At 38.0% G+C, this 22492-nt stretch carries 33 protein-coding genes; 31 read left to right on the plus strand and 2 right to left on the minus strand.

Annotation, left to right across the window (positions count from 1 at the left end):
* The first annotated feature begins 2 nt into the window (after positions 1–2).
* The 31 genes from rpsC to N0B29_RS12030 all read left to right on the plus strand — a co-directional run bounded on the left by rpsC (position 3) and on the right by N0B29_RS12030 (position 18230).
* A complete protein-coding gene (rpsC, locus tag N0B29_RS11880; protein WP_263833947.1) occupies positions 3–716 on the plus strand; it encodes a 30S ribosomal protein S3 in 714 nt (237 codons plus the stop codon).
* Positions 716–1141, plus strand: a complete 426-nt coding sequence (gene rplP, locus N0B29_RS11885; RefSeq protein WP_087439377.1) for a 50S ribosomal protein L16 — start codon at positions 716–718, stop codon at positions 1139–1141. Before rpsC ends, rplP begins: the two co-directional genes overlap by 1 nt.
* Complete coding sequence (rpmC, locus tag N0B29_RS11890; RefSeq protein ID WP_037960715.1) at positions 1128–1316, plus strand: 50S ribosomal protein L29; 189 nt, start codon at positions 1128–1130, stop codon at positions 1314–1316. The genes rplP and rpmC overlap by 14 nt, the downstream gene beginning before the upstream one ends.
* Before the next feature lie 9 nt (positions 1317–1325).
* The gene (gene rpsQ / locus N0B29_RS11895; RefSeq protein WP_012857722.1) at positions 1326–1577 is read left to right on the plus strand and encodes a 30S ribosomal protein S17; all 252 of its coding nucleotides are present in this window, start codon (positions 1326–1328) and stop codon (positions 1575–1577) included.
* Positions 1577–1945, plus strand: a complete 369-nt coding sequence (gene rplN, locus N0B29_RS11900; RefSeq protein WP_012857721.1) for a 50S ribosomal protein L14 — start codon at positions 1577–1579, stop codon at positions 1943–1945. The genes rpsQ and rplN overlap by 1 nt, the downstream gene beginning before the upstream one ends.
* Positions 1945–2181, plus strand: a complete 237-nt coding sequence (rplX, locus tag N0B29_RS11905; RefSeq protein ID WP_263833948.1) for a 50S ribosomal protein L24 — start codon at positions 1945–1947, stop codon at positions 2179–2181. Before rplN ends, rplX begins: the two co-directional genes overlap by 1 nt.
* Positions 2181–2726 carry a 50S ribosomal protein L5 gene (rplE, locus tag N0B29_RS11910; RefSeq protein WP_263833949.1) on the plus strand — a complete coding sequence of 182 codons (546 nt, stop codon included), beginning with the start codon at positions 2181–2183 and terminating at the stop codon, positions 2724–2726. Before rplX ends, rplE begins: the two co-directional genes overlap by 1 nt.
* A gap of 1 nt (position 2727) precedes the next feature.
* Positions 2728–2913, plus strand: a complete 186-nt coding sequence (locus tag N0B29_RS11915; protein WP_012857718.1) for a type Z 30S ribosomal protein S14 — start codon at positions 2728–2730, stop codon at positions 2911–2913.
* An 11-nt stretch (positions 2914–2924) separates the two neighbouring features.
* Positions 2925–3320: a 30S ribosomal protein S8 gene (rpsH, locus tag N0B29_RS11920; protein WP_263833950.1), complete on the plus strand. Its 396-nt coding sequence runs from the start codon at positions 2925–2927 to the stop codon at positions 3318–3320.
* Between the two features lie 76 nt (positions 3321–3396).
* On the plus strand, positions 3397–3933 hold the full coding sequence (gene rplF / locus N0B29_RS11925; protein ID WP_263833951.1) for a 50S ribosomal protein L6: 537 nt from the start codon (positions 3397–3399) through the stop codon (positions 3931–3933).
* Positions 3934–3942: 9 nt separating this feature from the next.
* Entirely contained in the window at positions 3943–4299 is a 357-nt protein-coding gene (gene rplR / locus N0B29_RS11930) for a 50S ribosomal protein L18 (protein WP_263833952.1), read from the plus strand.
* Between the two features lie 24 nt (positions 4300–4323).
* The gene (rpsE, locus tag N0B29_RS11935) at positions 4324–4767 is read left to right on the plus strand and encodes a 30S ribosomal protein S5 (RefSeq protein ID WP_012857714.1); all 444 of its coding nucleotides are present in this window, start codon (positions 4324–4326) and stop codon (positions 4765–4767) included.
* A 19-nt stretch (positions 4768–4786) separates the two neighbouring features.
* Complete coding sequence (rplO, locus tag N0B29_RS11940; RefSeq protein WP_263833953.1) at positions 4787–5191, plus strand: 50S ribosomal protein L15; 405 nt, start codon at positions 4787–4789, stop codon at positions 5189–5191.
* Entirely contained in the window at positions 5188–6450 is a 1263-nt protein-coding gene (gene secY, locus N0B29_RS11945; RefSeq protein ID WP_263833954.1) for a preprotein translocase subunit SecY, read from the plus strand. The genes rplO and secY overlap by 4 nt, the downstream gene beginning before the upstream one ends.
* 4 nt (positions 6451–6454) lie before the next feature.
* Positions 6455–7213: a type I methionyl aminopeptidase gene (gene map, locus N0B29_RS11950; protein ID WP_263833955.1), complete on the plus strand. Its 759-nt coding sequence runs from the start codon at positions 6455–6457 to the stop codon at positions 7211–7213.
* 16 nt (positions 7214–7229) lie between these two features.
* Positions 7230–7448, plus strand: a complete 219-nt coding sequence (infA, locus tag N0B29_RS11955) for a translation initiation factor IF-1 (RefSeq protein WP_012857710.1) — start codon at positions 7230–7232, stop codon at positions 7446–7448.
* 163 nt (positions 7449–7611) lie between these two features.
* Positions 7612–7725: a 50S ribosomal protein L36 gene (gene rpmJ / locus N0B29_RS11960; protein ID WP_038533455.1), complete on the plus strand. Its 114-nt coding sequence runs from the start codon at positions 7612–7614 to the stop codon at positions 7723–7725.
* Between the two features lie 2 nt (positions 7726–7727).
* A complete protein-coding gene (gene rpsM / locus N0B29_RS11965) occupies positions 7728–8096 on the plus strand; it encodes a 30S ribosomal protein S13 (RefSeq protein ID WP_067177758.1) in 369 nt (122 codons plus the stop codon).
* Positions 8097–8117: 21 nt separating this feature from the next.
* Positions 8118–8510: a 30S ribosomal protein S11 gene (gene rpsK / locus N0B29_RS11970; protein WP_263833956.1), complete on the plus strand. Its 393-nt coding sequence runs from the start codon at positions 8118–8120 to the stop codon at positions 8508–8510.
* A 76-nt stretch (positions 8511–8586) separates the two neighbouring features.
* Positions 8587–9213 (plus strand): 30S ribosomal protein S4, encoded by a 627-nt coding sequence (gene rpsD, locus N0B29_RS11975; RefSeq protein ID WP_263833957.1) that lies wholly within the window; start codon positions 8587–8589, stop codon positions 9211–9213.
* 15 nt (positions 9214–9228) lie between these two features.
* On the plus strand, positions 9229–10242 hold the full coding sequence (locus N0B29_RS11980; RefSeq protein WP_263833958.1) for a DNA-directed RNA polymerase subunit alpha: 1014 nt from the start codon (positions 9229–9231) through the stop codon (positions 10240–10242).
* Positions 10243–10245: 3 nt separating this feature from the next.
* A complete protein-coding gene (rplQ, locus tag N0B29_RS11985) occupies positions 10246–10596 on the plus strand; it encodes a 50S ribosomal protein L17 (protein WP_041959209.1) in 351 nt (116 codons plus the stop codon).
* Between the two features lie 151 nt (positions 10597–10747).
* Positions 10748–11029, plus strand: coding sequence for a NifU family protein (locus tag N0B29_RS11990; protein ID WP_263833959.1), 282 nt, complete (start codon positions 10748–10750; stop codon positions 11027–11029).
* On the plus strand, positions 11029–11592 hold the full coding sequence (locus N0B29_RS11995) for a tetratricopeptide repeat protein (protein WP_263833960.1): 564 nt from the start codon (positions 11029–11031) through the stop codon (positions 11590–11592). Before N0B29_RS11990 ends, N0B29_RS11995 begins: the two co-directional genes overlap by 1 nt.
* Before the next feature lie 9 nt (positions 11593–11601).
* A complete protein-coding gene (locus N0B29_RS12000) occupies positions 11602–12915 on the plus strand; it encodes a UDP-N-acetylmuramoyl-L-alanyl-D-glutamate--2,6-diaminopimelate ligase (RefSeq protein ID WP_263833961.1) in 1314 nt (437 codons plus the stop codon).
* A gap of 44 nt (positions 12916–12959) precedes the next feature.
* Positions 12960–13325 (plus strand): aspartate 1-decarboxylase, encoded by a 366-nt coding sequence (gene panD / locus N0B29_RS12005; protein ID WP_263833962.1) that lies wholly within the window; start codon positions 12960–12962, stop codon positions 13323–13325.
* Positions 13325–13642 carry a YbaB/EbfC family nucleoid-associated protein gene (locus N0B29_RS12010; RefSeq protein ID WP_263833963.1) on the plus strand — a complete coding sequence of 106 codons (318 nt, stop codon included), beginning with the start codon at positions 13325–13327 and terminating at the stop codon, positions 13640–13642. The genes panD and N0B29_RS12010 overlap by 1 nt, the downstream gene beginning before the upstream one ends.
* 10 nt (positions 13643–13652) lie before the next feature.
* Positions 13653–14720, plus strand: coding sequence for a DUF7488 domain-containing protein (locus N0B29_RS12015; protein WP_263833964.1), 1068 nt, complete (start codon positions 13653–13655; stop codon positions 14718–14720).
* Between the two features lie 10 nt (positions 14721–14730).
* Positions 14731–15591, plus strand: coding sequence for a polyprenyl synthetase family protein (locus N0B29_RS12020; RefSeq protein ID WP_263833965.1), 861 nt, complete (start codon positions 14731–14733; stop codon positions 15589–15591).
* Between the two features lie 22 nt (positions 15592–15613).
* Positions 15614–17572, plus strand: coding sequence for a transketolase (tkt, locus tag N0B29_RS12025; RefSeq protein WP_263833969.1), 1959 nt, complete (start codon positions 15614–15616; stop codon positions 17570–17572).
* A 1-nt stretch (position 17573) separates the two neighbouring features.
* Positions 17574–18230: an HAD family hydrolase gene (locus N0B29_RS12030; protein ID WP_263833966.1), complete on the plus strand. Its 657-nt coding sequence runs from the start codon at positions 17574–17576 to the stop codon at positions 18228–18230.
* Between the two features lie 3 nt (positions 18231–18233).
* Here the strand turns inward: N0B29_RS12030 and N0B29_RS12035 are convergent, their stop codons facing one another.
* Both N0B29_RS12035 and N0B29_RS12040 read right to left on the minus strand, forming a co-directional pair.
* A complete protein-coding gene (locus N0B29_RS12035) occupies positions 18234–20093 on the minus strand; it encodes a methyl-accepting chemotaxis protein (protein ID WP_263833967.1) in 1860 nt (619 codons plus the stop codon).
* Positions 20094–20377: 284 nt separating this feature from the next.
* Positions 20378–22258 (minus strand): methyl-accepting chemotaxis protein, encoded by a 1881-nt coding sequence (locus N0B29_RS12040; RefSeq protein WP_263833968.1) that lies wholly within the window; start codon positions 22256–22258, stop codon positions 20378–20380.
* Between the last annotated feature and the right edge of the window lie 234 nt (positions 22259–22492).

Raw genomic sequence — 22492 nt, forward strand, 5'->3', positions numbered from 1 at the left:
AGATGGGTCAAAAAGTAAATCCGATTGGTTTAAGACTTGGTATTAATAGAAACTGGGATTCACGTTGGTTCCCAAGTAAGCAAACCTTAGCGACAAGCATTGGTGAAGATTACAAAATTAGAACATTTTTGAAAAAAGAGCTTTACTATGCAGGTGTGAGTCAAATTTTGATTGAGCGTACTGCTAAAAAGCTTAGAGTTACTGTTGTTGCTGCGCGTCCTGGTATCATTATTGGTAAAAAAGGCTCTGATATTGAAAAATTAAGAGTTAAATTGACCAAACTTATTGATAAAGATGTTAACGTCAACATTAAAGAAGAGAGACGTCCTCAAGCTTCAGCACAACTTTGTGCCGAAAACGTTGCAATGCAACTTGAGCGTCGTGTAGCCTTTAGAAGAGCAATGAAAAAAGTGATTCAGGGTGCACAAAAATCAGGTGCAAAAGGTATTAAAATTTCTGTTTCAGGACGTCTTGGTGGCGCTGAAATGGCAAGAACTGAATGGTACCTTGAAGGACGTGTTCCACTTCATACGCTAAGAGCGAAAATTGATTATGGTTTTGCTGAAGCACACACTACATACGGTGTTATTGGTGTTAAAGTATGGATTTTCAAAGGTGAAGTACTTGTAAAAGGACTTGTACCTGAGAAAGAAGAAGCACCTGAAAAAGAGAATTCACGCAAGCCAAGAGCGCGTAAAGAGAGAGGTAAAAACTAATGTTAATGCCTAAAAGAACGAAATATAAAAAGCAGATGAAAGGCCGCAACCGCGGTGAAGCTCATAGTGGTGCTTCAATCTCTTTTGGTGAAATCGGTCTAAAAGCTGTTGAAGCTGGACGTATTGATTCACGCCAAATTGAGGCTGCGAGGATTGCTTATACAAGACACGTTAAGCGTCAAGCTAAGACTTGGATTCGTGTATTCCCAGACAAACCATTAACTGCTAAGCCTATCGAAACACGTATGGGTAAAGGTAAAGGTTCTGTTGATAAGTGGGTTATGAATGTTAAGCCTGGTAGAATTATTTTTGAAATGGCAGGTGTACCTGAAGAATTAGCGCGTGAAGCGTTGACACTTGCAATGCATAAATTGCCTTTCAAAACCAAGATTGTAACTCGAGAGAGCGAAAATGAAGTATATTGATTTAAACGGCAAAAGCGCGTCAGAGCTTTTAGAGTTGTTAAAAGAGAAAAAGGTTCTTTTGTTTACATTAAGACAAAAGCTAAAAACAATGCAACTTACTAATCCAAATGAGATTAAAGAAGTTAGAAGAGATATCGCACGTATTAATACGGCAATTTCTGCTCAAAACAAGTAGGGGTAACTAATGGCTTTAAAACGAGAGATTCAAGGCGTAGTTGTTCAGAAAACTGGTGATAAAACAATCACCGTTTTGGTAGAGAGACGTGTAATGCACCCAAGATATCGCAAGTTCGTTAAACGTTTCAAAAAATACCTAGTCCATGACGAGAGCAACCAAGTAAAAATCGGCGACACAGTAAGCGCTATCGAGTGCAGACCACTTTCAAAAAGAAAGTCTTTTAGACTTAGCGCGATTGTTAAAGTGGGAGTTGAATAATGATACAAAGTTTTACAAGATTAGCTGTTGCTGATAACAGTGGTGCTAAAGAGATCATGTGTATTAAAGTTCTTGGTGGTAGTAAACGTCGTTATGCAACCGTAGGTGATGTTATCATTGCTTCTGTCAAAAAAGCTTTGCCAAGTGGTAAAGTGAAAAAAGGACAAGTTGTCAAAGCGGTTATCGTAAGAACAAAAAAAGAGATCCAAAGAGAAAACGGCTCACTCATTCGTTTTGATGAGAATGCTGCTGTTATTCTTGATAACAAAAGAGAGCCAATCGGTACAAGGATTTTCGGACCAGTTGGTCGTGAAGTTCGTTATGCTAACTTCATGAAAATCGTATCTTTGGCACCGGAGGTACTATAATGGCGACTAAGATGAAAATTAAAAAAGGCGATACTGTAAAAGTAATCGCAGGCGACGATAAAGGTAAAGAGGCAAAAGTTGTTCAAGTTTTGCCAAAAACTTCACAAGTCGTTGTTGAGGGTTGCAAAGTAGTAAAAAAAGCCATTAAGCCAAGTGAGAGTAACCCTAAGGGTGGTTTTGCAAATGTTGAAAAACCAATTCATGTCTCGAATGTGGCTAAAGTAGAGGGTAAATAATGAACAGATTGCAAGAGAAATTTAATGCTGAAGTTCAACCAGCATTGGTTAAAGAGTTTAATATTGCTAATCCTATGTTGTCACCTAAAATTGAAAAAGTTGTTATCAGCGTTGGTGCTGGTGAAGAAGGTAAAGATACTAAGTTATTGCAAAATATCGTCGATACCATCTCTTTAATCGCTGGTCAAAAAGCGGTTGTTGCGAATGCTAAAAAATCAGTTGCTGGTTTTAAAGTACGTGCTGGTTACCCAGTCGGTGTTAAAGTAACACTTCGTAAAGAGAACATGTATGCATTTTTGGACAAGCTTATCTCTGTAGCCCTTCCTAGAGTAAAAGATTTTAGAGGTCTTCCAAGAGTAGGTTTTGACGGACGTGCAAACTACAACTTTGGTCTTAATGAGCAATTGATGTTCCCAGAAGTTGAGTATGATAACATTATGAAAACTCACGGAATGAATATTACGATCGTAACAACTGCTAGCAATGATAAAGAAGCGTTTAGACTTCTTGAACTCATTGGTTTGCCGTTCGCAAAAGGTAAATAATATGGCTAAAAAATCGATGATTGCAAAGGCTGCTAGAAAGCCTAAGTTTCAAGTAAGAGCATACACAAGATGTCAAATTTGTGGACGTCCACACTCTGTTTACAGAGATTTTGGTATCTGCAGAATTTGTCTTCGTAAAATGGCAAATGAGGGTCTTATTCCAGGCCTCAAAAAAGCAAGCTGGTAAGGAAATAGACTATGATTAATGATCTAGTAGCAGATTCTCTAACAAGAATCAGAAATGCATCAATGAGAAAACTTGATGTCACAAAGTTAATGCATTCAAAACTGGTTGAAGCGATTTTAGTTATTTTCCAAAACAAAGGTTATATCGAAAGTTTTAACGTTGTTGAAGAAGGTCCTAAGAAATTTATCAATGTTGTTTTGAAGTATGACGCAAGAGGCAGCCAAGTTATTAATGAAGTGAAAAAAATCTCAAAACCAGGCCGTAGAGTCTATAAAGGTTGCGACGAAATTAAACGCTTCAAAAATGGTTATGGTACTATCGTTGTTAGTACATCAAAAGGTGTTCTCAGTAATGATGACGCTCACAAAGCAGGTCTTGGTGGCGAAGTTATCTGTAGTATTTGGTAATTAGCTGTTCTTTTATGGTATTCGATATCCATTCTAAGATTGTAAGCTTATCGTAGACAAGTAAAAGGAAATAAAAATGTCTCGTATTGGTAAAAAGCCTGTTAAGATACCTGCTGGGATTGAAGTCTCAGTTAATGGTGCTGTAATAGCGTTTAAAAAAGGTAGTGTTTCAAAAGAATTGGACACTAAGGGAAATGTTGACGTAAAAGTTCAAGATGGAGAGCTTGTATTTATTTCAAAAGGTGCTGATCGTCAGAGCAGCGCTTTTTGGGGAACATACCGTGCGCTTGGTCAAAATGTTATCACAGGTTTAACTGAAGGTTTTAAAAAGCAACTTGAGATTAACGGTGTTGGTTATAGAGCTGCCGTTAATGGTAATGTTCTTGAACTTCAACTAGGATTTTCTCACCCAATCAATTATGAATTTCCAAAAGATATTCAAATTGCAGTTGAAAAAAACGTGATTACAATTCAAGGTGATGACAAGCAAGTAGTTGGTCAGATTGCTGCCGAAATTAGAAGTTTTAGAGCTCCAGAGCCTTACAAAGGTAAAGGTGTTAAATATTCTGATGAAACTATTATCCGTAAAGCCGGAAAAACTTCCAAGAAGTAAGGGTAAGAGATGAGAGCAAATATTTTAAAACGAAAGCTTGCATTAAGAGTTAAGCGTAAAAAAAGAGTAAGAGCAGATATTTCTGGCACAGCTGAGAGACCAAGAGTTTCTTTCTTTAAATCGAATAGATTTATGTATGCGCAAGCGATTGATGATGTTAATGGCGTTACTTTGGCAAGTGTAGATGGCAAAAAATTAGGGTTCAATGCTAGCAAAGCAAGTGCAGCAGAAGTTGCAAAAGCTTTTGCAGAAACGCTCAAGGCTAAGAATTTGACTCAAGTTGTCTATGATAGAAATGGTTATTTGTATCATGGTGTAGTTGCTGCTTTTGCAGACGGCCTTAGAGCAAACGGCATAGTGCTATAAGAAAAAGAAGAGGAAAACGATTCAATGGAAAAATATAACAGAGAAGAGTTTGAAGAAGTCATCGTTAACATTGGCCGCGTAACAAAAGTTGTTAAAGGCGGTAGACGTTTTAGATTTACAGCACTAGTCGTTGTTGGAAATAAAAAAGGTCTTGTTGGCTTTGGTTTTGGTAAGGCTAAAGAGGTTCCTGATGCTATTAGAAAAGCAGTTGATGATGCATTTAAAAACATTGTCAAAGTAAATATCAAAGGTTCAACAATCGCTCATGATGTTGAAGTTAAATTTAATGCAAGTCGTATTATTCTTAAACCAGCAAGTGATGGTACCGGCGTTATCGCTGGTGGTGCAACTCGCCCTGTCGTTGAACTTGCAGGTATTAAAGATATTTTGACAAAGTCATTGGGTTCAAACAACGCTTCTAACGTGGTAAGAGCAACAATTAAAGCTCTTAGCATGATTAAAAGCTAAGTGAAGAGAAGGATTCAAAATGGCATTAGATAATCTTACACCAGCAGAAAACTCTACTAAAAAGATCAAACGCGTAGGTCGTGGTCAAGGTAGTGGTATGGGTAAAACCGCAAGCCGTGGTAATAACGGTCAGAAATCTCGTACAGGTTACAAACGTAAAAGAGGTTTTGAAGGTGGTCAACAGCCACTTCAAAGAAGATTACCAAAAGTTGGTTTTACTTCTAAAATTGAAAAACCTTATATTATCAACATTGATAAAATTAAAGCAGTTGCAGAACTTGCTGAAATTACAGTTGATGCTATTAGAACTGTACATAAAATGTCCAGTGCAGTTGTTAAAGTGAAATTGATCGGTGCAGGCGCAAAAGAGTTGACTGCTAAGATCAAAGACGAAAACGTCATCTTTACTGGAATGAGTAAATGAGCCAAGATCTCACGAGGAAGATCTTAGTTACATTAGGCTTTATTTTTGCATATAGGATACTGGCATACGTGCCAGTTCCTGGTGTAAATCTAGAGGTAATTAAAGAGTTCTTCGACTCCAATAGCTCAAATGCCCTTGGAATGTTTAATATGTTCAGCGGTAACGCTGCACAACGTCTTAGTATTATATCGTTAGGTATTATGCCTTACATCACCGCGTCTATCATTATGGAACTTCTTGCAGCAACTTTCCCAGCACTTGGTAAAATGAAAAAAGAACGTGATGGTATGGTGAAATACATGCAGATCATTCGATATGCAACGATTGGTATTACGATTGTACAAGCCATTGGTGTTTCCGTTGGTCTTGGAGGGTTAAGTGGTCGAGCAGGCGAGAGTGCCATTATGATCGATATGACAACCTTTACAGCCATTGCTGCAGCGAGTATGCTTACTGGAACCATGTTACTCATGTGGATTGGTGAACAGATTACGCAACGTGGTATTGGTAATGGTATCAGTTTGATTATTTTTGCAGGTATCGTTTCGGGGATTCCACACGCAATTGGCGGTACTATTAACCTTGTGAATACTGGCGAGTTGAATTTCCTTGTCGTTATTGGAATTTTAGCCGTTATCTTAGCGACAGTTGGTTCAATTATTTATGTTGAAATGGGCGAACGCCGTGTTCCTATTTCGTATTCACGCAAAGTAGTGCTTCAAAATCAACATAAACGTATTATGAATTATGTTCCTATTAAAATGAACCTAAGTGGTGTTATTCCTCCTATTTTTGCAAGTGCAATTTTGATGTTTCCATCAACAATTATGCAAGCAAGTACAAACCCTATTGTTCAAGCAATCCACGATTTCTTGAATCCAAATAGTTATGTCTTTAATGTCCTCACTTTCTTATTCGTTATTTTCTTTGCTTATTTTTACGCATCAATTGTTTTTAATGCTAAAGATATTTCAGAAAATCTCAAAAAACAAGGTGGCTTTATTCCTGGTGTTAGACCAGGCGAAAGTACTGCACTCTTTTTAAATGAAGTAGCAGGTAGATTAACACTTTGGGGTTCAATCTATTTAGGACTTATTTCAACACTTCCTTGGGTTTTGGTTAAATTTATGGGAGTTCCATTTTATTTCGGAGGTACTGCGGTTTTGATCGTTGTTCAAGTAGCCCTTGATACAATGCGCAAAATTGAGGCACAAATGTACATGAATAAATATGAAACATTGAGTGCTGTAGGACTTTAATGGTATGGCAATTACCATCAAAAAACCACAAGAAATAAAAAAGCTTTCGGTAGCAAATCAGATAGTCTCGAAAACGTTAGATTATCTTACATGTAATATTCATCCAGGGCTTAGCCTGAAAGAGCTGAACGCCATGGGTGAGTCTTACATACAAAGTTTGGGTGCTCGCGCAGCATTTAAAGGGCTCTATGGCTTTCCTGCAGGTGTTTGTACTTCTGTCAATGAAGTGATTATTCACGGCATTCCTACCGATTATCGTCTTAAAGAGGGTGATATTGTAGGGCTTGATATTGGTACAGAAGTGGATGGCTGGTATGGCGATTCTGCTGTAACTGTAGGTGTTGGAGAAATTTCAAAAAGCGATGAAGCATTAATAGCTTGCGCTAAAGACGCTTTGTATTATGCGATTGATATTATCCAGCCAGAGATGCGTTTTAAAGAACTAAGTCATGCTATTGAGCAATTTATCCTTCAAAAAGGTTATGTTCCTTTGCGCGGATTTTGTGGACATGGCATTGGTAGAAAGCCTCACGAAGAGCCAGAAGTTCCAAACTATTTAGAAGGGATCAATCCTAAAAGTGGTCCTAAAATCAAAAATGGAATGGTGTTCTGTATTGAGCCAATGATCTGCCATAAAGATGGGACACCTAAAATTTTGGAAGATAAGTGGTCTGTTGTTTCAACAGATGGGTTAAGAGGAAGCCACTATGAGCACACTGTTGCTGTCGTAGATGGCAAAGTAGAAATTTTGTCTCTATCTTGAGATTATAGGGGGTAAAATGGCAAAAGATGACGTAATTGAAATAGACGGTAAAGTGATAGAAGCACTTCCAAACGCAACCTTTAAAGTTGAAGTACAAAATAGCCATGTGATCTTGTGTCACATTGCAGGAAAGATGAGAATGCATTATATTAAAATAATGCCAGGAGACACTGTAAAAGTGGAGTTAACTCCGTATAGTTTGGATAAAGGGCGTATAACTTATAGGTATAAGTAAATTATTAGCTTAATTTATGTATAATTTACCCCTTTTGTAAAGCTGTGTGAAGAATAATCGAAAAAGAAACCACTGTTTTTTCGATTGTTGGTTTGAGATACATCATCAAACCTGTGACAGTTTAACTCAAAATCCCAGTGGAAAAAAAGTTCAGGAGTCACGAATGAAAGTACGACCTTCTGTAAAGAAGATGTGCGATAAGTGCAAAGTGATAAAACGAAAAGGTATCGTTAGAGTCATTTGCGTAAATCCAAAACATAAACAGAGACAAGGATAAGCATGGCAAGGATTGCAGGTGTAGACCTTCCAATGAAAAAGAGAGTAGAGTATGGTTTGACATACATCTACGGTATAGGTTTAACAAGTTCTAGAGCTATTTTAACAGCTACTGGAATTTCGTTTGATAAGAGAGTTCATGAGCTAAGTGAAGATGAAGTTGCTGCGATTCGTAAAGAGATTCAAGCAGGATTCCAAGTAGAGGGTGACCTTCGTAAAAAAGTGGCTATGGATATTAAAGCTTTGATGGATATGGGAAGCTATAGAGGTCTTAGACACAGAAAAGGCTTGCCAGTTCGTGGACAAAAAACAAAAACGAATGCGCGTACCCGAAAAGGTAAAAAACGCACCGTTGGCGCTAAAGCTAAATAACGAAGTCTCAAAGGGAAACAGATGGCAAAAAGAAAAGTAGTACGTAAAAAAGTTGTTAGAAAAAATATTGCTAAAGGTATCATTTATATCTCTGCAACATTTAATAACACTGTCGTAACTGTAACTGATGAGATGGGAAATGTTATTGCTTGGAGCAGTGCAGGTAGTTTGGGCTTTAAAGGTAGTAAAAAATCTACTCCTTATGCAGCACAACAAGCCGTAGAAGATGCATTGACTAAAGCAAAAGAGCATGGTCTCAAAGAAATCGGTATTAAAGTTCAAGGCCCGGGCAGTGGTCGCGAGACAGCGGTAAAAAGTGCTGGTACAACAGAAGGTATTAAAGTGTCTTTCCTAAAAGACATTACACCTCTTCCACACAACGGCTGTAGACCTCCAAAAAGAAGAAGAGTTTAATTCTAATTTTTAGAACAGAACCTCTTTTAGAGAAACAAAATAATTTTTTCGTTTATGCAATAGATTAGGAGAAAAAATGGCAAGATATAGAGGACCAGTCGAAAAGCTCGAGAGAAGACTTGGTGTCAGCTTAGCCCTTAAAGGTGAGCGCAGACTTGCTGGTAAAAGCGCATTAGATAAGCGTCCATATGCACCAGGTCAACACGGACAAAGAAGAACAAAAATTAGTGAGTATGGACTCCAATTAAGAGAGAAACAAAAAGCTAAATTTATGTATGGAGTTTCTGAAAAACAATTCAGACGTATATTTGACGAAGCAGCAAGAAGAGAAGGAAACACAGGTATTAACCTTGTACTTCTTATCGAAAGAAGACTTGATAATGTTGTTTACCGTATGGGATTTGCAACAACAAGAAGATTTGCACGTCAATTAGTTACACATGGACACATTTTAGTGAATGGCAGCAGAGTTGACATTCCTTCTTATGTTGTACGTGCAGGTGATAAAGTAGAGGTTTGTGAAAAATCTAAAAATAATCCACAGGTTAAAAGAGCTCTTGAATTAACACAACAAACTGGTATCGCACCATGGGTTGACGTTGAGAGAGAAAAAGCAATGGGTATTTTTACACGCATCCCAGAAAGAGAAGAAGTAGTTATTCCGGTTGAAGAAAGATTAATCGTTGAGCTATACTCTAAATAATAAAGTAGGTAGTATATGAAAAAAATCAATACATCAGCTTACATGCCAACTGAAATTGAGGTAGAGAATATTGCGGCAAATAAGGTTCAAGTGAGTGCATACCCATTTGAATCTGGTTTTGCGGTAACATTGGCACATCCTTTACGAAGATTGCTTTTAAGTAGTACAGTAGGATCCGCCCCAACGGCTGTAAAGATTGAAGGCGTAACCCATGAATTTGATAGCATGCGCGGTATGCTTGAAGATGTTGCTCTTTTCATCATTAACCTCAAAAATATTCGTTTCAAAATCAAAGGCGATGAGAAACGTGTAGAGGTTAACTACTCATTTACTGGACCAAAAGAGATCAAAGGAAGTGACTTAGCGAATGCACAAATTGAAATTGTTACACCAGATGCATATTTGGCAACAATCAATGAAGATGCAGAGTTTAACTTCTCTTTAATCATCGAAAAAGGAATCGGCTATGTTCCAAGTGAGAACATTAGAGGTTTGGTCGGAGAAGATTATATTGCACTTGATGCTTTCTTTACACCTGTAAAAAGAGCAGTGTACGATATTGAGAATGTTTTGGTTGAAGACAATCCTAACTATGAAAAAATTGTTTTTACAATCGAAACAGATGGACTTGTTTCTCCAATCGAAGCTTTTAAAAATTCACTTGAAGCGATGTATGCACAAATGTCAGTTTTTAATGGCATTTTGGATATTGCAGTGGCTCCAAAAAGTGAGAGTTCTAATGAGAACGTGGAGTTTGGAAAGCTATTACAGAGTATTGAAGAGTTAAATCTGAGTGCTCGTAGCTTCAACTGTTTAGATAGAGCAGAGGTTAAATTTATTGGCGAGCTTGCTCTTATGAGCGAGTTAGAGCTCAAAAACCTCAAAAATCTAGGCAAAAAATCGTTAGAAGAGATCAGACAAGTTATGGAAGAGAGTGGTTATCCTGTCGGATATAATTTCTCTGACGAGACAGCAAGTTTGCTCAAGAAAAAAATTGAAGATTTAAAATCTGAAGCCAACGAGGGTTAATTTATGAGACATAAGCACGGATACAGAAAGCTTGGTCGTACTTCATCACACAGAGCGGCGTTGTTGAAGAATATGGCTATAGCTGTCATTAAATATGAAAAAATCGAAACAACACTTCCTAAAGCAAAAGAGCTTAGAGGTTTTGTTGAGAAGTTGATTACTAAGGCTGGAGTTGGTGGCGATCATGCTCACAAAACAGTTTTTGCGGCGCTTCAAGATAAAGAGTGTACAAAAAAATTGGTCAACGAGATCGCACCTAAATATGTTGAAAGAAATGGTGGTTACACCCGTATTATTAAAACACGTATAAGAAAAGGCGACGCAGCGCCTATGGCGTTTTTAGAGCTCGTCTAAATCTTGCTTTTTTTGCTTTGGGGACGTTCTGTCCCCAAGCTTACCTTCGTTAAAATTTTTTTACCCTAAACTACCCATTTTCCCCTCAAAAATTAAGTCACTTTTAACTCAAACTATTGTTAAATTAGATACTTTTGCTATAGGAGAATCTATGATACCATTTAGTGATGAAGAGTTGTTTCCCGTTGTTGAAAAATCACTTGAAAAAATAAAGCCAATGTTGGCATTGGACGGCGGTGGATTGACATTGCTTGGGATTAAAGGTGGGCGTGTTTTTGTTCAGCTTCAAGGTGCTTGTCAAGGATGCGCATCGAGTGGACAAACACTTAAATACGGAGTTGAACGACAGCTTAGAATTGATATTCATCCTGAAATAGAAGTTGTAAATATTTTACCAGGCACGGAGCATGAGTTCGAAGCAATTGGAGAGTAATGAACGCTTATATTAAAAAAGGCATTGAAAAATTTTACGCAAAAAACTTTTCAGAGGCAATGCTACAATTTGCATTAGCTCTAAGTGAGGACCCTAAATCCAAAGAAGCTCGAATTGGAGCCATTTTATGCGATATGGCAATGCACAATGAAGAACAAGCTATAGCTTTGTTTGAGTACTATATTCTTACCAAAGAAAATGGCGCTGAAGATTGCGAAGAGGTAATGGAAGAGATTATTAATTCGGTTGAAGCGCACAGTGAAAAAATAGCTCATTTATTTAAAGAGAATGATTTTGAAGCACGCATTAACGCTGAAAATGGCATAAAATATGAAGATTTTATGACGCTTATTGAATCACGAGGAAGTTTTAAAGAAGCTTTTGAAGACATTATGTTTTCAACCAAAGTGATTATTTCCAAAAAAGAAGACTTTGTCGATTTCCTCGCTAAATTGATTGAAAATGGATTTATTGAAATGTCCCTCAACTACCTGGAGAGTGCTGTCACTCTTTTCCCCAACGATGAGCAACTGTTATCGCTTATTAAAAAAGTACAAAAATAGAGAGTTCCCGTGAAAATAGATTTGCAAAACCATGAGCCGTTTTTACATGTAACGGATAATTCGAACGAGTGTGATGCTTCTAGCATCTTTGTTATGAGCGATCAAAATGCTATTTATAAGCAAAGCGCCATTGATCATGGTTGTACGAAGATTATTTCGCCCAAAGAGTGCTTAGATCTTTTAGGTCTTAGCGATTCGATTAAAATCATTGGAATTACAGGTACGAATGGTAAAACGACAACCGCTGCGGCTATTTACTCCATACTGCTTGATTTAGGTAAAAAGGTAGGTTTGCAAGGCACGCGAGGTTGTTTTATTAACGATAGACGCATTGAAGATAAAAGCCTTACAACACCTCCTATTTTACAAACAATTAAGAATCTTAAAATGGCAGTGGATGCTGGATGTGAGTATTTCGTGATGGAAGTGAGTTCACATGCGATTGTTCAAAACCGTATTGATGGGCTTTCTTTTGCTTTGAAAATTTTGACCAATGTGACGCAAGATCATCTTGATTTTCACAAAACAATTGATGAATATATTGCTGTTAAAAGTCGTTTTTTTGAAGATACGAGTTTGAAACTGATTAACAAAGATGAGAGTAAAATTCGCTTTAATCGTACGAATGCTATGAGTTATGGCATTGAACATCCCGCAACTTATAAAATTTTAGCCTATTCACTCAAAGAAGGCATTAGTGCCGCGGTAGCCAAAATTGATAAAGTCTATGACTTTGAATCACCGTTACATGGCTTTTTTAACCTTTATAATATTTTAGCCGCCATTAGCGCAGTTGATATGTTAGGTGTTGCACCTATGGAGGCGATTTGTGAAGCAGTAGAGCACTTTGGTGGCGTGGAAGGTCGTATGGAAGTGGTCAGTAATGACCCACTGGTCATTGTTGATTTTGCTCACACTCCTGATGGAATGGAAAAGGTACTTGATAGTATGAAAGAGCGCGACCTTGTGGTTGTTTTTGGAGCTGGGGGCGATAGAGATCGAACGAAGCGACCAAAAATGGGAGCCATGGCTGAACGCTATGCTAAAAAGATTGTCGTGACGAGTGATAACCCACGTTCCGAAGATCCGCAAAGTATTATTGATGAAATTTTGACTGGAATGCACCCCAAAGAGCATTTACATGTAGAAGTAGATCGCCATAAAGCGATTGAAAAAGCACTGATGATGCAAGAAAAAAATGAGGTACTTTTAATTCTTGGTAAAGGCGATGAAACGTATCAAGAGATTCAAGGGAAAAAATTTCCTTTCGATGATCGAGAAGTTGTTAAAAGTATCATCGCTCAATGGACTAAGCAAAAATAGGGTAAAATAAACAAATTTCTTAATCTAGAAGAGGTATAAAAGCGATGACGCTTGAGATGTTATACAGTAAAATTCATCGAGCAACCGTAACGGATGCTAATTTGAACTATGTTGGTTCAATTACAATCGATAAGGAGTTGATCGAAGCTTCCAACCTTTGCGTGGGGCAAAAAGTGGAAGTGGTCAATATCAACAACGGTGAGCGCTTTACAACCTATGTGATTGAAGGCAAGGCTGGGCAAAAAGATATTTGCCTTAACGGTGCAGCAGCACGCAAGGCCCATATTGGCGATAAAATCATTATCATTGCATACGCGCACATGACCAAAGATGAAATGCAGACGTTTAAGCCAACCGTTGTTTTAGTTGATGACAGTAATGCTATGATTGAAGTGAGAGATTACATCTAATGTTTGAAAATTTTGATCTTTCCAAAATGGGTGCAATGCTAGAAGTTGCACAAAAACAAGCTCAAAAGATGCAAGAAGATGCCAATAGTAAACAATTCACCGCTAAAAGTGGTGGTGGAATGGTGAGCGTAAGCATGAATGGTAATGGAGAAGTGGTCGATATAACCCTTGATGATTCTCTTTTAAATGATAAAGAATCTTTGCAGATTTTACTCATAAGTGCTATGAATGATGTTTCCAAAATGGTAGAAGATAATAAAAAACTAGCGACAACTCAAATGCTCTCCAGCATTGGAGGATTTGGCGCAAAAAGTTAAGGGGTGGTATGTGAAACGTCTAGGTCTTTTTCTTTTGTTAATAACCCAAGTCCTTTTTTCAGCTGATGCACCAGTGCCTGCTTCTAAAGCAGAGTTTGTCTATCCTGATTTTTCGCAGTGCTATGAAAAAAACAGACAATCTGTTGTTTATTTTGGTAAAACCAGAGCGGTTGCCATTAGTGAAAAACAAGCCATAGCCTATTCAAAAGAGAAGCCTAGTGTGCCTTATGTGAGGTATGACTATTTCTCCAACCTTTATTTGTTTGATTCTCCAAAACCACTTATCCCTATGAAACTTAAAGCAACGAGTGAGCTCAAAATGGGTGAATGGCTTGCAAGTATGACCGATAATTCGTTAGTTGCTGTCAATGCTTCAAAAATGGGTAATGGCGCTAATGATTTTTTTGAATTTGGCGGTGTTGGTGAAGTGAATAGCATTGTGGGTGGACTTTGTTGTGAAATGTATGGTCTTGGAATTGGGGATAAATTTTTTATTGGCTCCGAGGCACTTGGGCGTTTTATAGAGGGTAAATCAGCCTCTTTTCAAGAGTTGGGTGTACGCGTAGTGGATGGCAATGAGAGCGTTGTTGTTGATTTTGTTGACCCAAATTTTAAAGATGCAAAACTCAAAGCTGGCGATAAAATTACGTTACTCAATGGTAAGAAAGTGAGTAATGTAACAGAATTTGCCGATGCCCTTAAAACATTTCAAGACCTCACCAAAGTAAGTGCTCAGATTCAAAGAGATAATGCATGGATTGAGGAAAATATCTTAGCTCCCAAACCTGTTAAAAAAGTTGAACCAAAAAAAGCCCATGTCCCTGAAGTAAAAAAAGAGAGTTATTTGCAAATGAAAGGCTTTAAGTTTGACAATGATCTTAGAATTAAAGAGATAGCGAGAAACTCTTTTGCCGAACAGAGTGGTCTCAAGGTGGGTGATCGTTTAATGCAAGTTGATGAGCTTCCTGTTCAGAGAGTTCAAGAAGCCGATGCGTATATGGCAAAAGCACGAAATAAAGAGATGAGTCTATTATTTGATCGCGAAGACTTTCAGTTTTTTGTGACACTGAATCGTTGAAAGGGATGTTTTGAGTTCTAAAGTGTTAGTCGAAAAATTTGAAGCATTTTTAAAAGCAAAGCTTCCTGTTATCCAGAGTTTTCATCCCCATTTTAGCCATGCTTTTGGTGAAATGCTTGATGTGGGAGGAAAACGCTTTCGTCCCCTTTTGTTGCTTAGTGTTGTAGAAGGTACACGTCCTCTTTTGATTGAAAATGCTTTACATGTATCACTTGGTTTAGAGATGATGCATACGTATTCACTGATTCATGATGATTTACCTTGTATGGATAATGCACCGCTTAGACGGGGTCATCCTACTTTACATGTAACCTATGATGAAACGACAGCCGTTCTTGTCGGTGACGCACTTAATACACACGCTTTTTATTTTTTAGCCAACGCTCCTTTGAGTGCTGAGATTAAAATCAAGTTGGTTTCAATTCTTTCAAGCGATGCAGGCATTTATGGTATGGTTTTAGGACAAGCGATTGACTGCTTTTTTGAAGACAAGCACTTAAATATAGATGAGCTGACATTTTTGCATCTGCACAAAACAGCAAAATTGATAGCGGCTTCACTTTTGATGGGTGCTGTTATTTGTGAGTTGGATAAGGCGACGCAAGAGGCACTTTATCAGTTCGGTTTGAAACTGGGTCTTTTATTTCAAGTTCAAGATGACATTATTGATGCGACACTCACGAGCGAAGAGGCAGGCAAGCCAACACAAAATGATGGGCATAAAAATTCGTTTGTCAATTTGTTAGGATTAGAGGGTGCAAAAGAAGAGAAACGAAAACTTTTAATCGAGTTGGATGTTGAGTTAAATAAGCTTGATACTGCTTTGTCGCAAAGACTCAAAAGTATTGTTGATGAATATTTTAAAGGATAGATGGACAATGGAAAATAAAAAAATGTTAAAAAAACAAGCTGATACCATTCGATTTTTAGCAGCAGATATGGTGCAAAGTGCCAATAGTGGCCATCCGGGAGCTCCTATGGGGTTGGCTGACATCGTTACAATTTTAGCACGACATATTACGCATAACCCTAAAAATCCAAAGTGGCTCAATCGTGATCGTTTGGTTTTTAGTGGTGGACACGCTTCAGCACTTGTTTACTCTTTTTTACATTTAACTGGCTATGACATTAGTATAGATGATCTTAAAAATTTTAGACAACTAGGCAGTAAAACACCAGGTCACCCTGAGTATGGTGATGTACCGGGTGTTGAAGTCACAACAGGCCCATTAGGACAAGGAATTTCTAATGCCGTTGGCTTTGCAATGGCAGCAAAATATGCAGCCACACTTTTGAATGCCCCAAAAGCAGAAGTCATTACTCACAAAGTGTACTGTTTATGCGGTGATGGTGATCTTCAAGAAGGTATTAGCTATGAGGCATGTTCATTGGCGGGACATCTTTCTTTAGATAATCTCGTGGTTATTTACGATAGCAATGCCATTACGATTGAAGGTGATACTTCGATTGCGTGGAGCGAAGATGTTAAGCAACGTTTTGAAGCGCAAGGTTGGGAAGTGTCTCGTATTGATGGGCATGATTTTGATGAGATCAATGCAGTGCTAGAGCAAGCCAAAGAGCAAACAAAGCCTTATTTGATTATTGCCGATACAACGATTGCTAAAGGTGCGTGTGAGATGGAAGGAAGTCATCATGCACATGGTGCTCCTTTAGGATGCGAAGAGATTAAAAACTCTAAAATCAAAGCAGGCTTTGATCCTGAAAAAAGTTTTAGCGTGGATGAAGATGTTTATGCTCGTTTTAACTGCGCCCTTGAAAAAGGTGATCTGGCTGAAGCAAAATGGAATGCACTGATTAAAAATGATCTCAAAAGTGATCAAAAAGCTCTTTTAGAGGCGCTTTTAAATCCTGACTTTTCAAAGATCGAATGGCCAAATTTTGAGGGTGATGTAGCGACACGCGATAGTAATGGTAAGATTCTTAATGCCATAGCAAAAGCAATTCCAAGCTTTTTAGGCGGTAGTGCCGATCTTGGACCTTCGAATAAAAGTGAGTTAAATGGCATGGGCGATTACCCTTTAGGTCGCAACATTCACTTTGGTATTCGTGAGCATGCGATGGGTGCTATCATTAATGCTTTTGCACTTTATGGATTGTTTATTCCTTTTGGAGCAACTTTTTTCATCTTTAGTGATTATATGAAACCATCAGTTCGTTTAGCCGCACTTATGAAGCTTAAAAACTTTTACATTTGGACACATGATAGTATTGGTGTGGGGGAAGACGGCCCAACGCATCAGCCGATTGAACAACTCAGTCAATTTAGAGCGCTTCCAAACTTTTATGTTTATCGCCCATGTGATGGCAGAGAAAATGTTAAAGCATGGCAAAAAGCACTCAGTATGCAAGCACCTGCTGCATTTGTTTGTTCTCGCCAAAAACTTAAAGCTCTCAAAGATGAGAGAGCGTATGGTGATGTTGAAAATGGTGGTTATTTGCTCACTAAACGTGAAAATGCAACCCTAACCTTAATGGCAAGTGGTAGTGAAGTTTATATGGCACTTCAAGTTGGCTGTATGCTTACAAAAATGGGGGTTGCTACCAATATTGTGAGCGTACCATGTTTTGATCTTTTGATTGAGCAAGATAAAGCATATATTGATACCATCATTGATCCTAAGACCAAAGTTGTGGCTATCGAGGCAAGTGCTGGACTAGAGTGGTACCGCTTTGCAGACGAAGTCATTGGCATGAAACGTTTTGGTGCAAGTGCTCCAGCGGAACTTCTCTTTGATAAATTTGGTTTGACACCTGATACAGTGACTCAAAAAGTATGTGTATTTTTAGGTATAAATTATCAGAAAAGTAGTGGCACAGACTGCAAGTGCTAGTATGAACAAAGTTATTATTTTTGATTTGGATGGCACACTTCTTGATACATTAGAAGATATTGCTATCAGTGCTAATTTTGCGTTATCAACGCTCGGGTTTAACACAGAAGAGTCTCAAAAATACCGCTATTTTGTAGGGGAGGGTGTTTTCAAGCTTTTTGAAAACATCTTTGCCTCAAATCCTCAATCTGAAGAGACGATCCAAGAAGCTGTTGCACTTTTTGAAAGTCATTATGCAAAACAGTTTAATCAAAATACAAAGCTTTACGACGGCATCAGTAAGTTGCTTAGTTTCCTTCAAAAAAGAGGTTTTGCTATGGCAATTCTCTCCAACAAACCAGACTCCTTTACCAAAATGTGTGCTATGAAATATTTACGTCAGTGGAAGTTTGATGTGGTTTATGGCGCACGTGAGGGCGTACCTAGAAAGCCTCATCCAAAAGGTGCTTTGGACATTAGCGATTTTTTACATGTAAAGCCAAATGAGTGTTATTACTTGGGCGATACGATGATTGATATGCAAACGGCTAATAGTGCGGGAATGATAGCGCTTGGTGCATTATGGGGATTTAGAGAAGAAGCTGAACTTAGAGAACACGGGGCGAAGCATTTAATGAAAACACCCAGCGAGGTCATAAAGCTCCTCGCTGAGGTTTGAATTTTAGGATTTGAACTTACCTAATTCGTTATTAAGATTTTCTGTCATCGTATGAAGATGTTCTGAGGCTTGAGAGACATTATCGATACTAGCGACATTCTCATTAGAAATGACATTGATTTTCTCAATCTCCTCTACCATCCCTTTGATTTGTGTTGCTGTGTGAACAAAATTATCAACAGTCATATGTGCGTCTTCAATGGTTTTTTGAATCGTGGTATCAATGTTGTTCATACCGTTTTGTAATTCAATAGAGATAGAAGCAAGGGTATTCACTTCTTCTGCATTGTGAGCAATATCGGTATTGGCATCCATGATGGATTGAACAACGACATTGATGGTCGCATCTATCTCCACCAAGCTCTTTTGAGTTCGCTCTGCGAGCTTTCGTACTTCATCGGCAACAACGGCAAAACCACGTCCATGTTCTCCTGCACGCGCCGCTTCAATGGCCGCATTTAAAGCAAGTAAGTTTGTTTGATCAGCAATATCACGAATAATGCTAAGAACTTCTTTTACCTCATTAGCATTGTGACTCACTGTGTTAAGACGATCTGCCAAATTTTGCTCTTTAACCGCTGTCTCTTGCATCGTTTTCTCTAAATGTTCGGCTTGGTTTTTAACAGTATTGATATCTTGTTGTGTTTTACGTAATGCTTCTTGCGAAATCGTCGCTTTTTGCACTGAAGCTTCAATGGCATTCGTGAGTGCAATACCGCTCTCTTTGGTTTTGCTTACAATTTTTGCTTCCGCATCAACGTTTCTAACAACTTCTGAAGCCGTACGTGAAAGTTCTTCAGAGATAGAGGCATTTTCATTACTAATCTCTTTAGATTTTTTAACAATTTCATGGAGTTTTTCAATGAACTTGTTGATATTCCCTGAAACTTGACCAAACTCATCTTGGGTTAAAGATTGAAGTCTTTGTCTAAGATCACCTTCACTGCTAGAGAGGTCTTTAACAACGTTGTTAAGCTTGTCGAGTGGATCAAGGAGTATTTTAATTAAAAAGGCCATAATAGCTACGGAGAGAACCAGCATGATCAAACCTATCACAAAAAGTTCTTTGATTTGACCATTTAAGAACGCATAAGCGGACTCTTTTTCAAAAACAATCCCTGGAATCCAACTCGTTTCCTGAGATGCTTTAAACGCAAAAAGTTTATTGGTGTCTAAATAAAATTCAATAATTCCTTCAGGTTCAGTTTTGATTTTTGAAGCTAAAACAGACTCTTTTCCTAAACGGTCAGCTTTAGGGTGTGCGATAACTGTTTTTTTGGCATCCAAAAGCATGCCATAGCCACCGTTAAAGTTAATATCACTTACTGCTTTAACAATATGGGTGAGTTCAAAAGAGGTTGCCACAACACCAATTATTTTACCATTTTTAACGATAGGTGCCATAACAGCAACCAAATCAATAGGATCGGCAGATCCACGGTAAATATCTGTCATCCCTGCTTTGCCTGTTGTTTTACCCATGACATACCACGGTCGTGTACGAGGGTCAACTTTAGGAGTAGTATTGCTACCATAAATCATGACACCACTCGCTTCAATCCCTAAAAAGCTATCACGTCCACCGGATGCTTTGGTACTCTCTTGAAGGATCGCTTTGACTTGTGCTTCACTCATATTTTCAATATCTGTGAGCATACGCGCTGAACTTTCTAAGCTATTTTTTTTGCTTAAAATCCATAGATCAATATAATCCGTCAATGAGCGCGAAGCCATTTTGAGATTTGCCTCAACTTGCGTAATGCTATTTTTCTTCGTATCAATATAACTTACAAAACCAAATGCAGTAAGGCTGATACAGATTAAAAGTGCAATAATGAGGGTAACTTTCGTTTTGAAGTGCATCATGACTCCTTTTTTTATGATAGTGTGTTTAGATGTTTGCAATACAGGAATGGCTATTTAAATCGAATAAACGACGACAAGATTTTTATTATAGCGCTTTTTTTGTGACTAAAATGAGACTTTTATGAGGATTCCAGTCTTATTTTTTCTAAAATATGAGGATTATAACATCTCTTCGTTTCAAATATGTTGCAAAATATCAAAAAAAATGTTGAAATTTTAGGCAGTAATACAAAATATCCAAGTTAATTAATGTGTACTTGGACATTTTGTGTGGATAGAACCTAGGACTTAAATTTCCCTAGTTCATTATTGAGGTTTTCAGTCATTACATGTAAGTGTTCCGACGCTTGGGAGACATTGCCAATACTGGTGACATTCTCTTTTGAAATAACATTTATTTTTTCAATTTCATTAACAATATGTTGAATGCGTTTTGCTGTCTCAATGAAGCTTTCAACAGTCAGATGGGTATCTTTGGTTGTCGTATGAATAATAGAAGCAATGGTACTCATCTCTTCTTGAAGTTCGACGGAGATAGAAGCTAGGTCATTCACTTCATTGGCATTTGTTGCAATTTCTGTATTGGCATCCATGATCGATTGAACAACAACATTAATCGTTGCATCTATCTCTACCAAGCTTTTTTGAGTACGCTCCGCAAGCTTTCGTACTTCATCGGCAACGACGGCAAATCCACGTCCGTGTTCGCCTGCCCGTGCCGCTTCAATAGCCGCATTTAAGGCAAGAAGATTGGTTTGATCTGCAATTTCACGGATAATGTTTAAAACATCTTTGACTTCATTGGCATTGTGGCTGACTGTATTAAGACGTTCTGCTAAACTTTGCTCTTTTGAAGCAGTGCTTTGCATCGTGTTTTCTAAATGCTCGACTTTGCTTTTAACGCTAAGGATATCCGTTTGAGTTTGTTGGAGTATCTGTTGCGAAGCTTTAGCTTTTTCAACTGAATTTTCGATAGCACTCGTTAGCGCTAATCCCTCTTGTTTGGTACTTTCTACGATTTTAGATTCTGCATCAACATTTTTAACAACTTCTATAGCGGTATGTGAGAGTTCTTCAGAGATAGAAGCATTTTCATGACTGATGGATTTAGATTTTTTCACAATTTCATGGAGCTTTTCAATAAACCTATTGATGTTACCAGCAACTTGCCCAAACTCATCTTTGTGTTCTACGTGAAGTCTTTGGCGAAGATCACCTTCTGAACTTGAGAGCTCTTCGACTACGCCATTGAGATTTCCGAGTGGTTTTAGAAGTTTAGTGATAAAGAAAATGGTCAATCCAATAGAGAGAATAAGCATTACCAAGCCAAGCAGAAAAAGTTCTTTTATTTGAGCCGATAAAAACGTATAAGCTGTTGCTTTATCAAAGGTAATGGCGGGCATCCAGCCTGTTTCTGTTGAAATTTTATAGGCAAATATTTTACCAGCATCTTTATAAGTGTAGTTGATCACACCCTCTTTTTTATCGCCAAATTGACGGGTTAGCTCAGGCACTAATGAAGGAAGATCTTTGCCTAAAAGATCTTTGTTGGGATGAGCGATCAAGACGCCTTTTGTATCGGTAAGAACACCATACCCACCGTTAAAGTTAATATCGGAGAGGGTCTTAAACAGAGCATCAAGTTCAATATTGGTCGCAACAACACCTATCACGACCCCATTGTTGATAATAGGTGCCATAACGGCAACAACATATTTTTTGGTACTAGAGCTAATAAATGCGTCGCTTGCACCTGCTTGTTTAGAGGCTTTGGCCGTTATATACCAAGGGCGTGTTCGAGGATCGAAACCAGCGGCGACTTTTGCACTGCTACCATAAAGCATTTTGCCATCTTCAAAGCCAATAAAAGAGTCAACACCTCCGATAGTTTTTGTTGTCTCTTGCAGGGTATGCTTGATTTCATTTTCACTTAAGGAAGCAATATTGGAAAGTGAGCGTGCCGTAGCATCGACAACATTTTTCTTCGAAGCAATCCAAAGATCAATATAATCCGTCAATGAGCGTGATGCCATTTGGATACTGGATTCTACTTGAATAACACTATTTTTCTTCGTATCTATGTAACTAAAAAGACCAAAAATGCTAAGGCTTAGAAACATAAGTATCGAGATAGTCAGTGTAATTTTTATCTTAAATTGCATAGCACTCCCCTTTGATATAAACTTACTTGAAAAATTTTAGCACAAAATGTCACAGAGGGAGGTAAGAACAAGTAAATAATTTCTTTTACTTGTTCTTAGCAATTAGGTTACGACTTAAACTTCCCAAGCTCATTGTTGAGATTTTCAGTCATTACATGTAAATGTTCTGATGCTTGAGAGACATTGTCGATACTTCCAACATTCTCTTTAGAGATCACATTGATCTTCTCAATT

The organism is Sulfurospirillum oryzae (assembly GCF_025770725.1).
GTDB lineage: Bacteria > Campylobacterota > Campylobacteria > Campylobacterales > Sulfurospirillaceae > Sulfurospirillum > Sulfurospirillum oryzae.

Coding starts and splice junctions, on each gene's coding strand:
- rplF (WP_263833951.1), top strand. CDS start 3,397: ATGTCTCGTATTGGTAAAAAGCCTGTTAAGATACCTGCTGGGATTGAA.
- rpsD (WP_263833957.1), top strand. CDS start 8,587: ATGGCAAGATATAGAGGACCAGTCGAAAAGCTCGAGAGAAGACTTGGT.
- rpsE (WP_012857714.1), top strand. CDS start 4,324: ATGGAAAAATATAACAGAGAAGAGTTTGAAGAAGTCATCGTTAACATT.
- N0B29_RS11995 (WP_263833960.1), top strand. CDS start 11,029: ATGAACGCTTATATTAAAAAAGGCATTGAAAAATTTTACGCAAAAAAC.
- rpsM (WP_067177758.1), top strand. CDS start 7,728: ATGGCAAGGATTGCAGGTGTAGACCTTCCAATGAAAAAGAGAGTAGAG.
- N0B29_RS11915 (WP_012857718.1), top strand. CDS start 2,728: ATGGCTAAAAAATCGATGATTGCAAAGGCTGCTAGAAAGCCTAAGTTT.
- rpsK (WP_263833956.1), top strand. CDS start 8,118: ATGGCAAAAAGAAAAGTAGTACGTAAAAAAGTTGTTAGAAAAAATATT.
- panD (WP_263833962.1), top strand. CDS start 12,960: ATGACGCTTGAGATGTTATACAGTAAAATTCATCGAGCAACCGTAACG.
- rplP (WP_087439377.1), top strand. CDS start 716: ATGTTAATGCCTAAAAGAACGAAATATAAAAAGCAGATGAAAGGCCGC.
- map (WP_263833955.1), top strand. CDS start 6,455: ATGGCAATTACCATCAAAAAACCACAAGAAATAAAAAAGCTTTCGGTA.
- rpsH (WP_263833950.1), top strand. CDS start 2,925: ATGATTAATGATCTAGTAGCAGATTCTCTAACAAGAATCAGAAATGCA.
- secY (WP_263833954.1), top strand. CDS start 5,188: ATGAGCCAAGATCTCACGAGGAAGATCTTAGTTACATTAGGCTTTATT.
- rpsC (WP_263833947.1), top strand. CDS start 3: ATGGGTCAAAAAGTAAATCCGATTGGTTTAAGACTTGGTATTAATAGA.
- N0B29_RS12030 (WP_263833966.1), top strand. CDS start 17,574: ATGAACAAAGTTATTATTTTTGATTTGGATGGCACACTTCTTGATACA.
- N0B29_RS12040 (WP_263833968.1), bottom strand. CDS start 22,258: ATGCAATTTAAGATAAAAATTACACTGACTATCTCGATACTTATGTTT.
- rplR (WP_263833952.1), top strand. CDS start 3,943: ATGAGAGCAAATATTTTAAAACGAAAGCTTGCATTAAGAGTTAAGCGT.
- infA (WP_012857710.1), top strand. CDS start 7,230: ATGGCAAAAGATGACGTAATTGAAATAGACGGTAAAGTGATAGAAGCA.
- N0B29_RS12035 (WP_263833967.1), bottom strand. CDS start 20,093: ATGCACTTCAAAACGAAAGTTACCCTCATTATTGCACTTTTAATCTGT.
- rpmC (WP_037960715.1), top strand. CDS start 1,128: ATGAAGTATATTGATTTAAACGGCAAAAGCGCGTCAGAGCTTTTAGAG.
- tkt (WP_263833969.1), top strand. CDS start 15,614: ATGTTAAAAAAACAAGCTGATACCATTCGATTTTTAGCAGCAGATATG.
- rplE (WP_263833949.1), top strand. CDS start 2,181: ATGAACAGATTGCAAGAGAAATTTAATGCTGAAGTTCAACCAGCATTG.
- rpsQ (WP_012857722.1), top strand. CDS start 1,326: ATGGCTTTAAAACGAGAGATTCAAGGCGTAGTTGTTCAGAAAACTGGT.
- rplQ (WP_041959209.1), top strand. CDS start 10,246: ATGAGACATAAGCACGGATACAGAAAGCTTGGTCGTACTTCATCACAC.
- rplO (WP_263833953.1), top strand. CDS start 4,787: ATGGCATTAGATAATCTTACACCAGCAGAAAACTCTACTAAAAAGATC.
- rplN (WP_012857721.1), top strand. CDS start 1,577: ATGATACAAAGTTTTACAAGATTAGCTGTTGCTGATAACAGTGGTGCT.
- rplX (WP_263833948.1), top strand. CDS start 1,945: ATGGCGACTAAGATGAAAATTAAAAAAGGCGATACTGTAAAAGTAATC.
- N0B29_RS11980 (WP_263833958.1), top strand. CDS start 9,229: ATGAAAAAAATCAATACATCAGCTTACATGCCAACTGAAATTGAGGTA.
- N0B29_RS12010 (WP_263833963.1), top strand. CDS start 13,325: ATGTTTGAAAATTTTGATCTTTCCAAAATGGGTGCAATGCTAGAAGTT.
- rpmJ (WP_038533455.1), top strand. CDS start 7,612: ATGAAAGTACGACCTTCTGTAAAGAAGATGTGCGATAAGTGCAAAGTG.
- N0B29_RS11990 (WP_263833959.1), top strand. CDS start 10,748: ATGATACCATTTAGTGATGAAGAGTTGTTTCCCGTTGTTGAAAAATCA.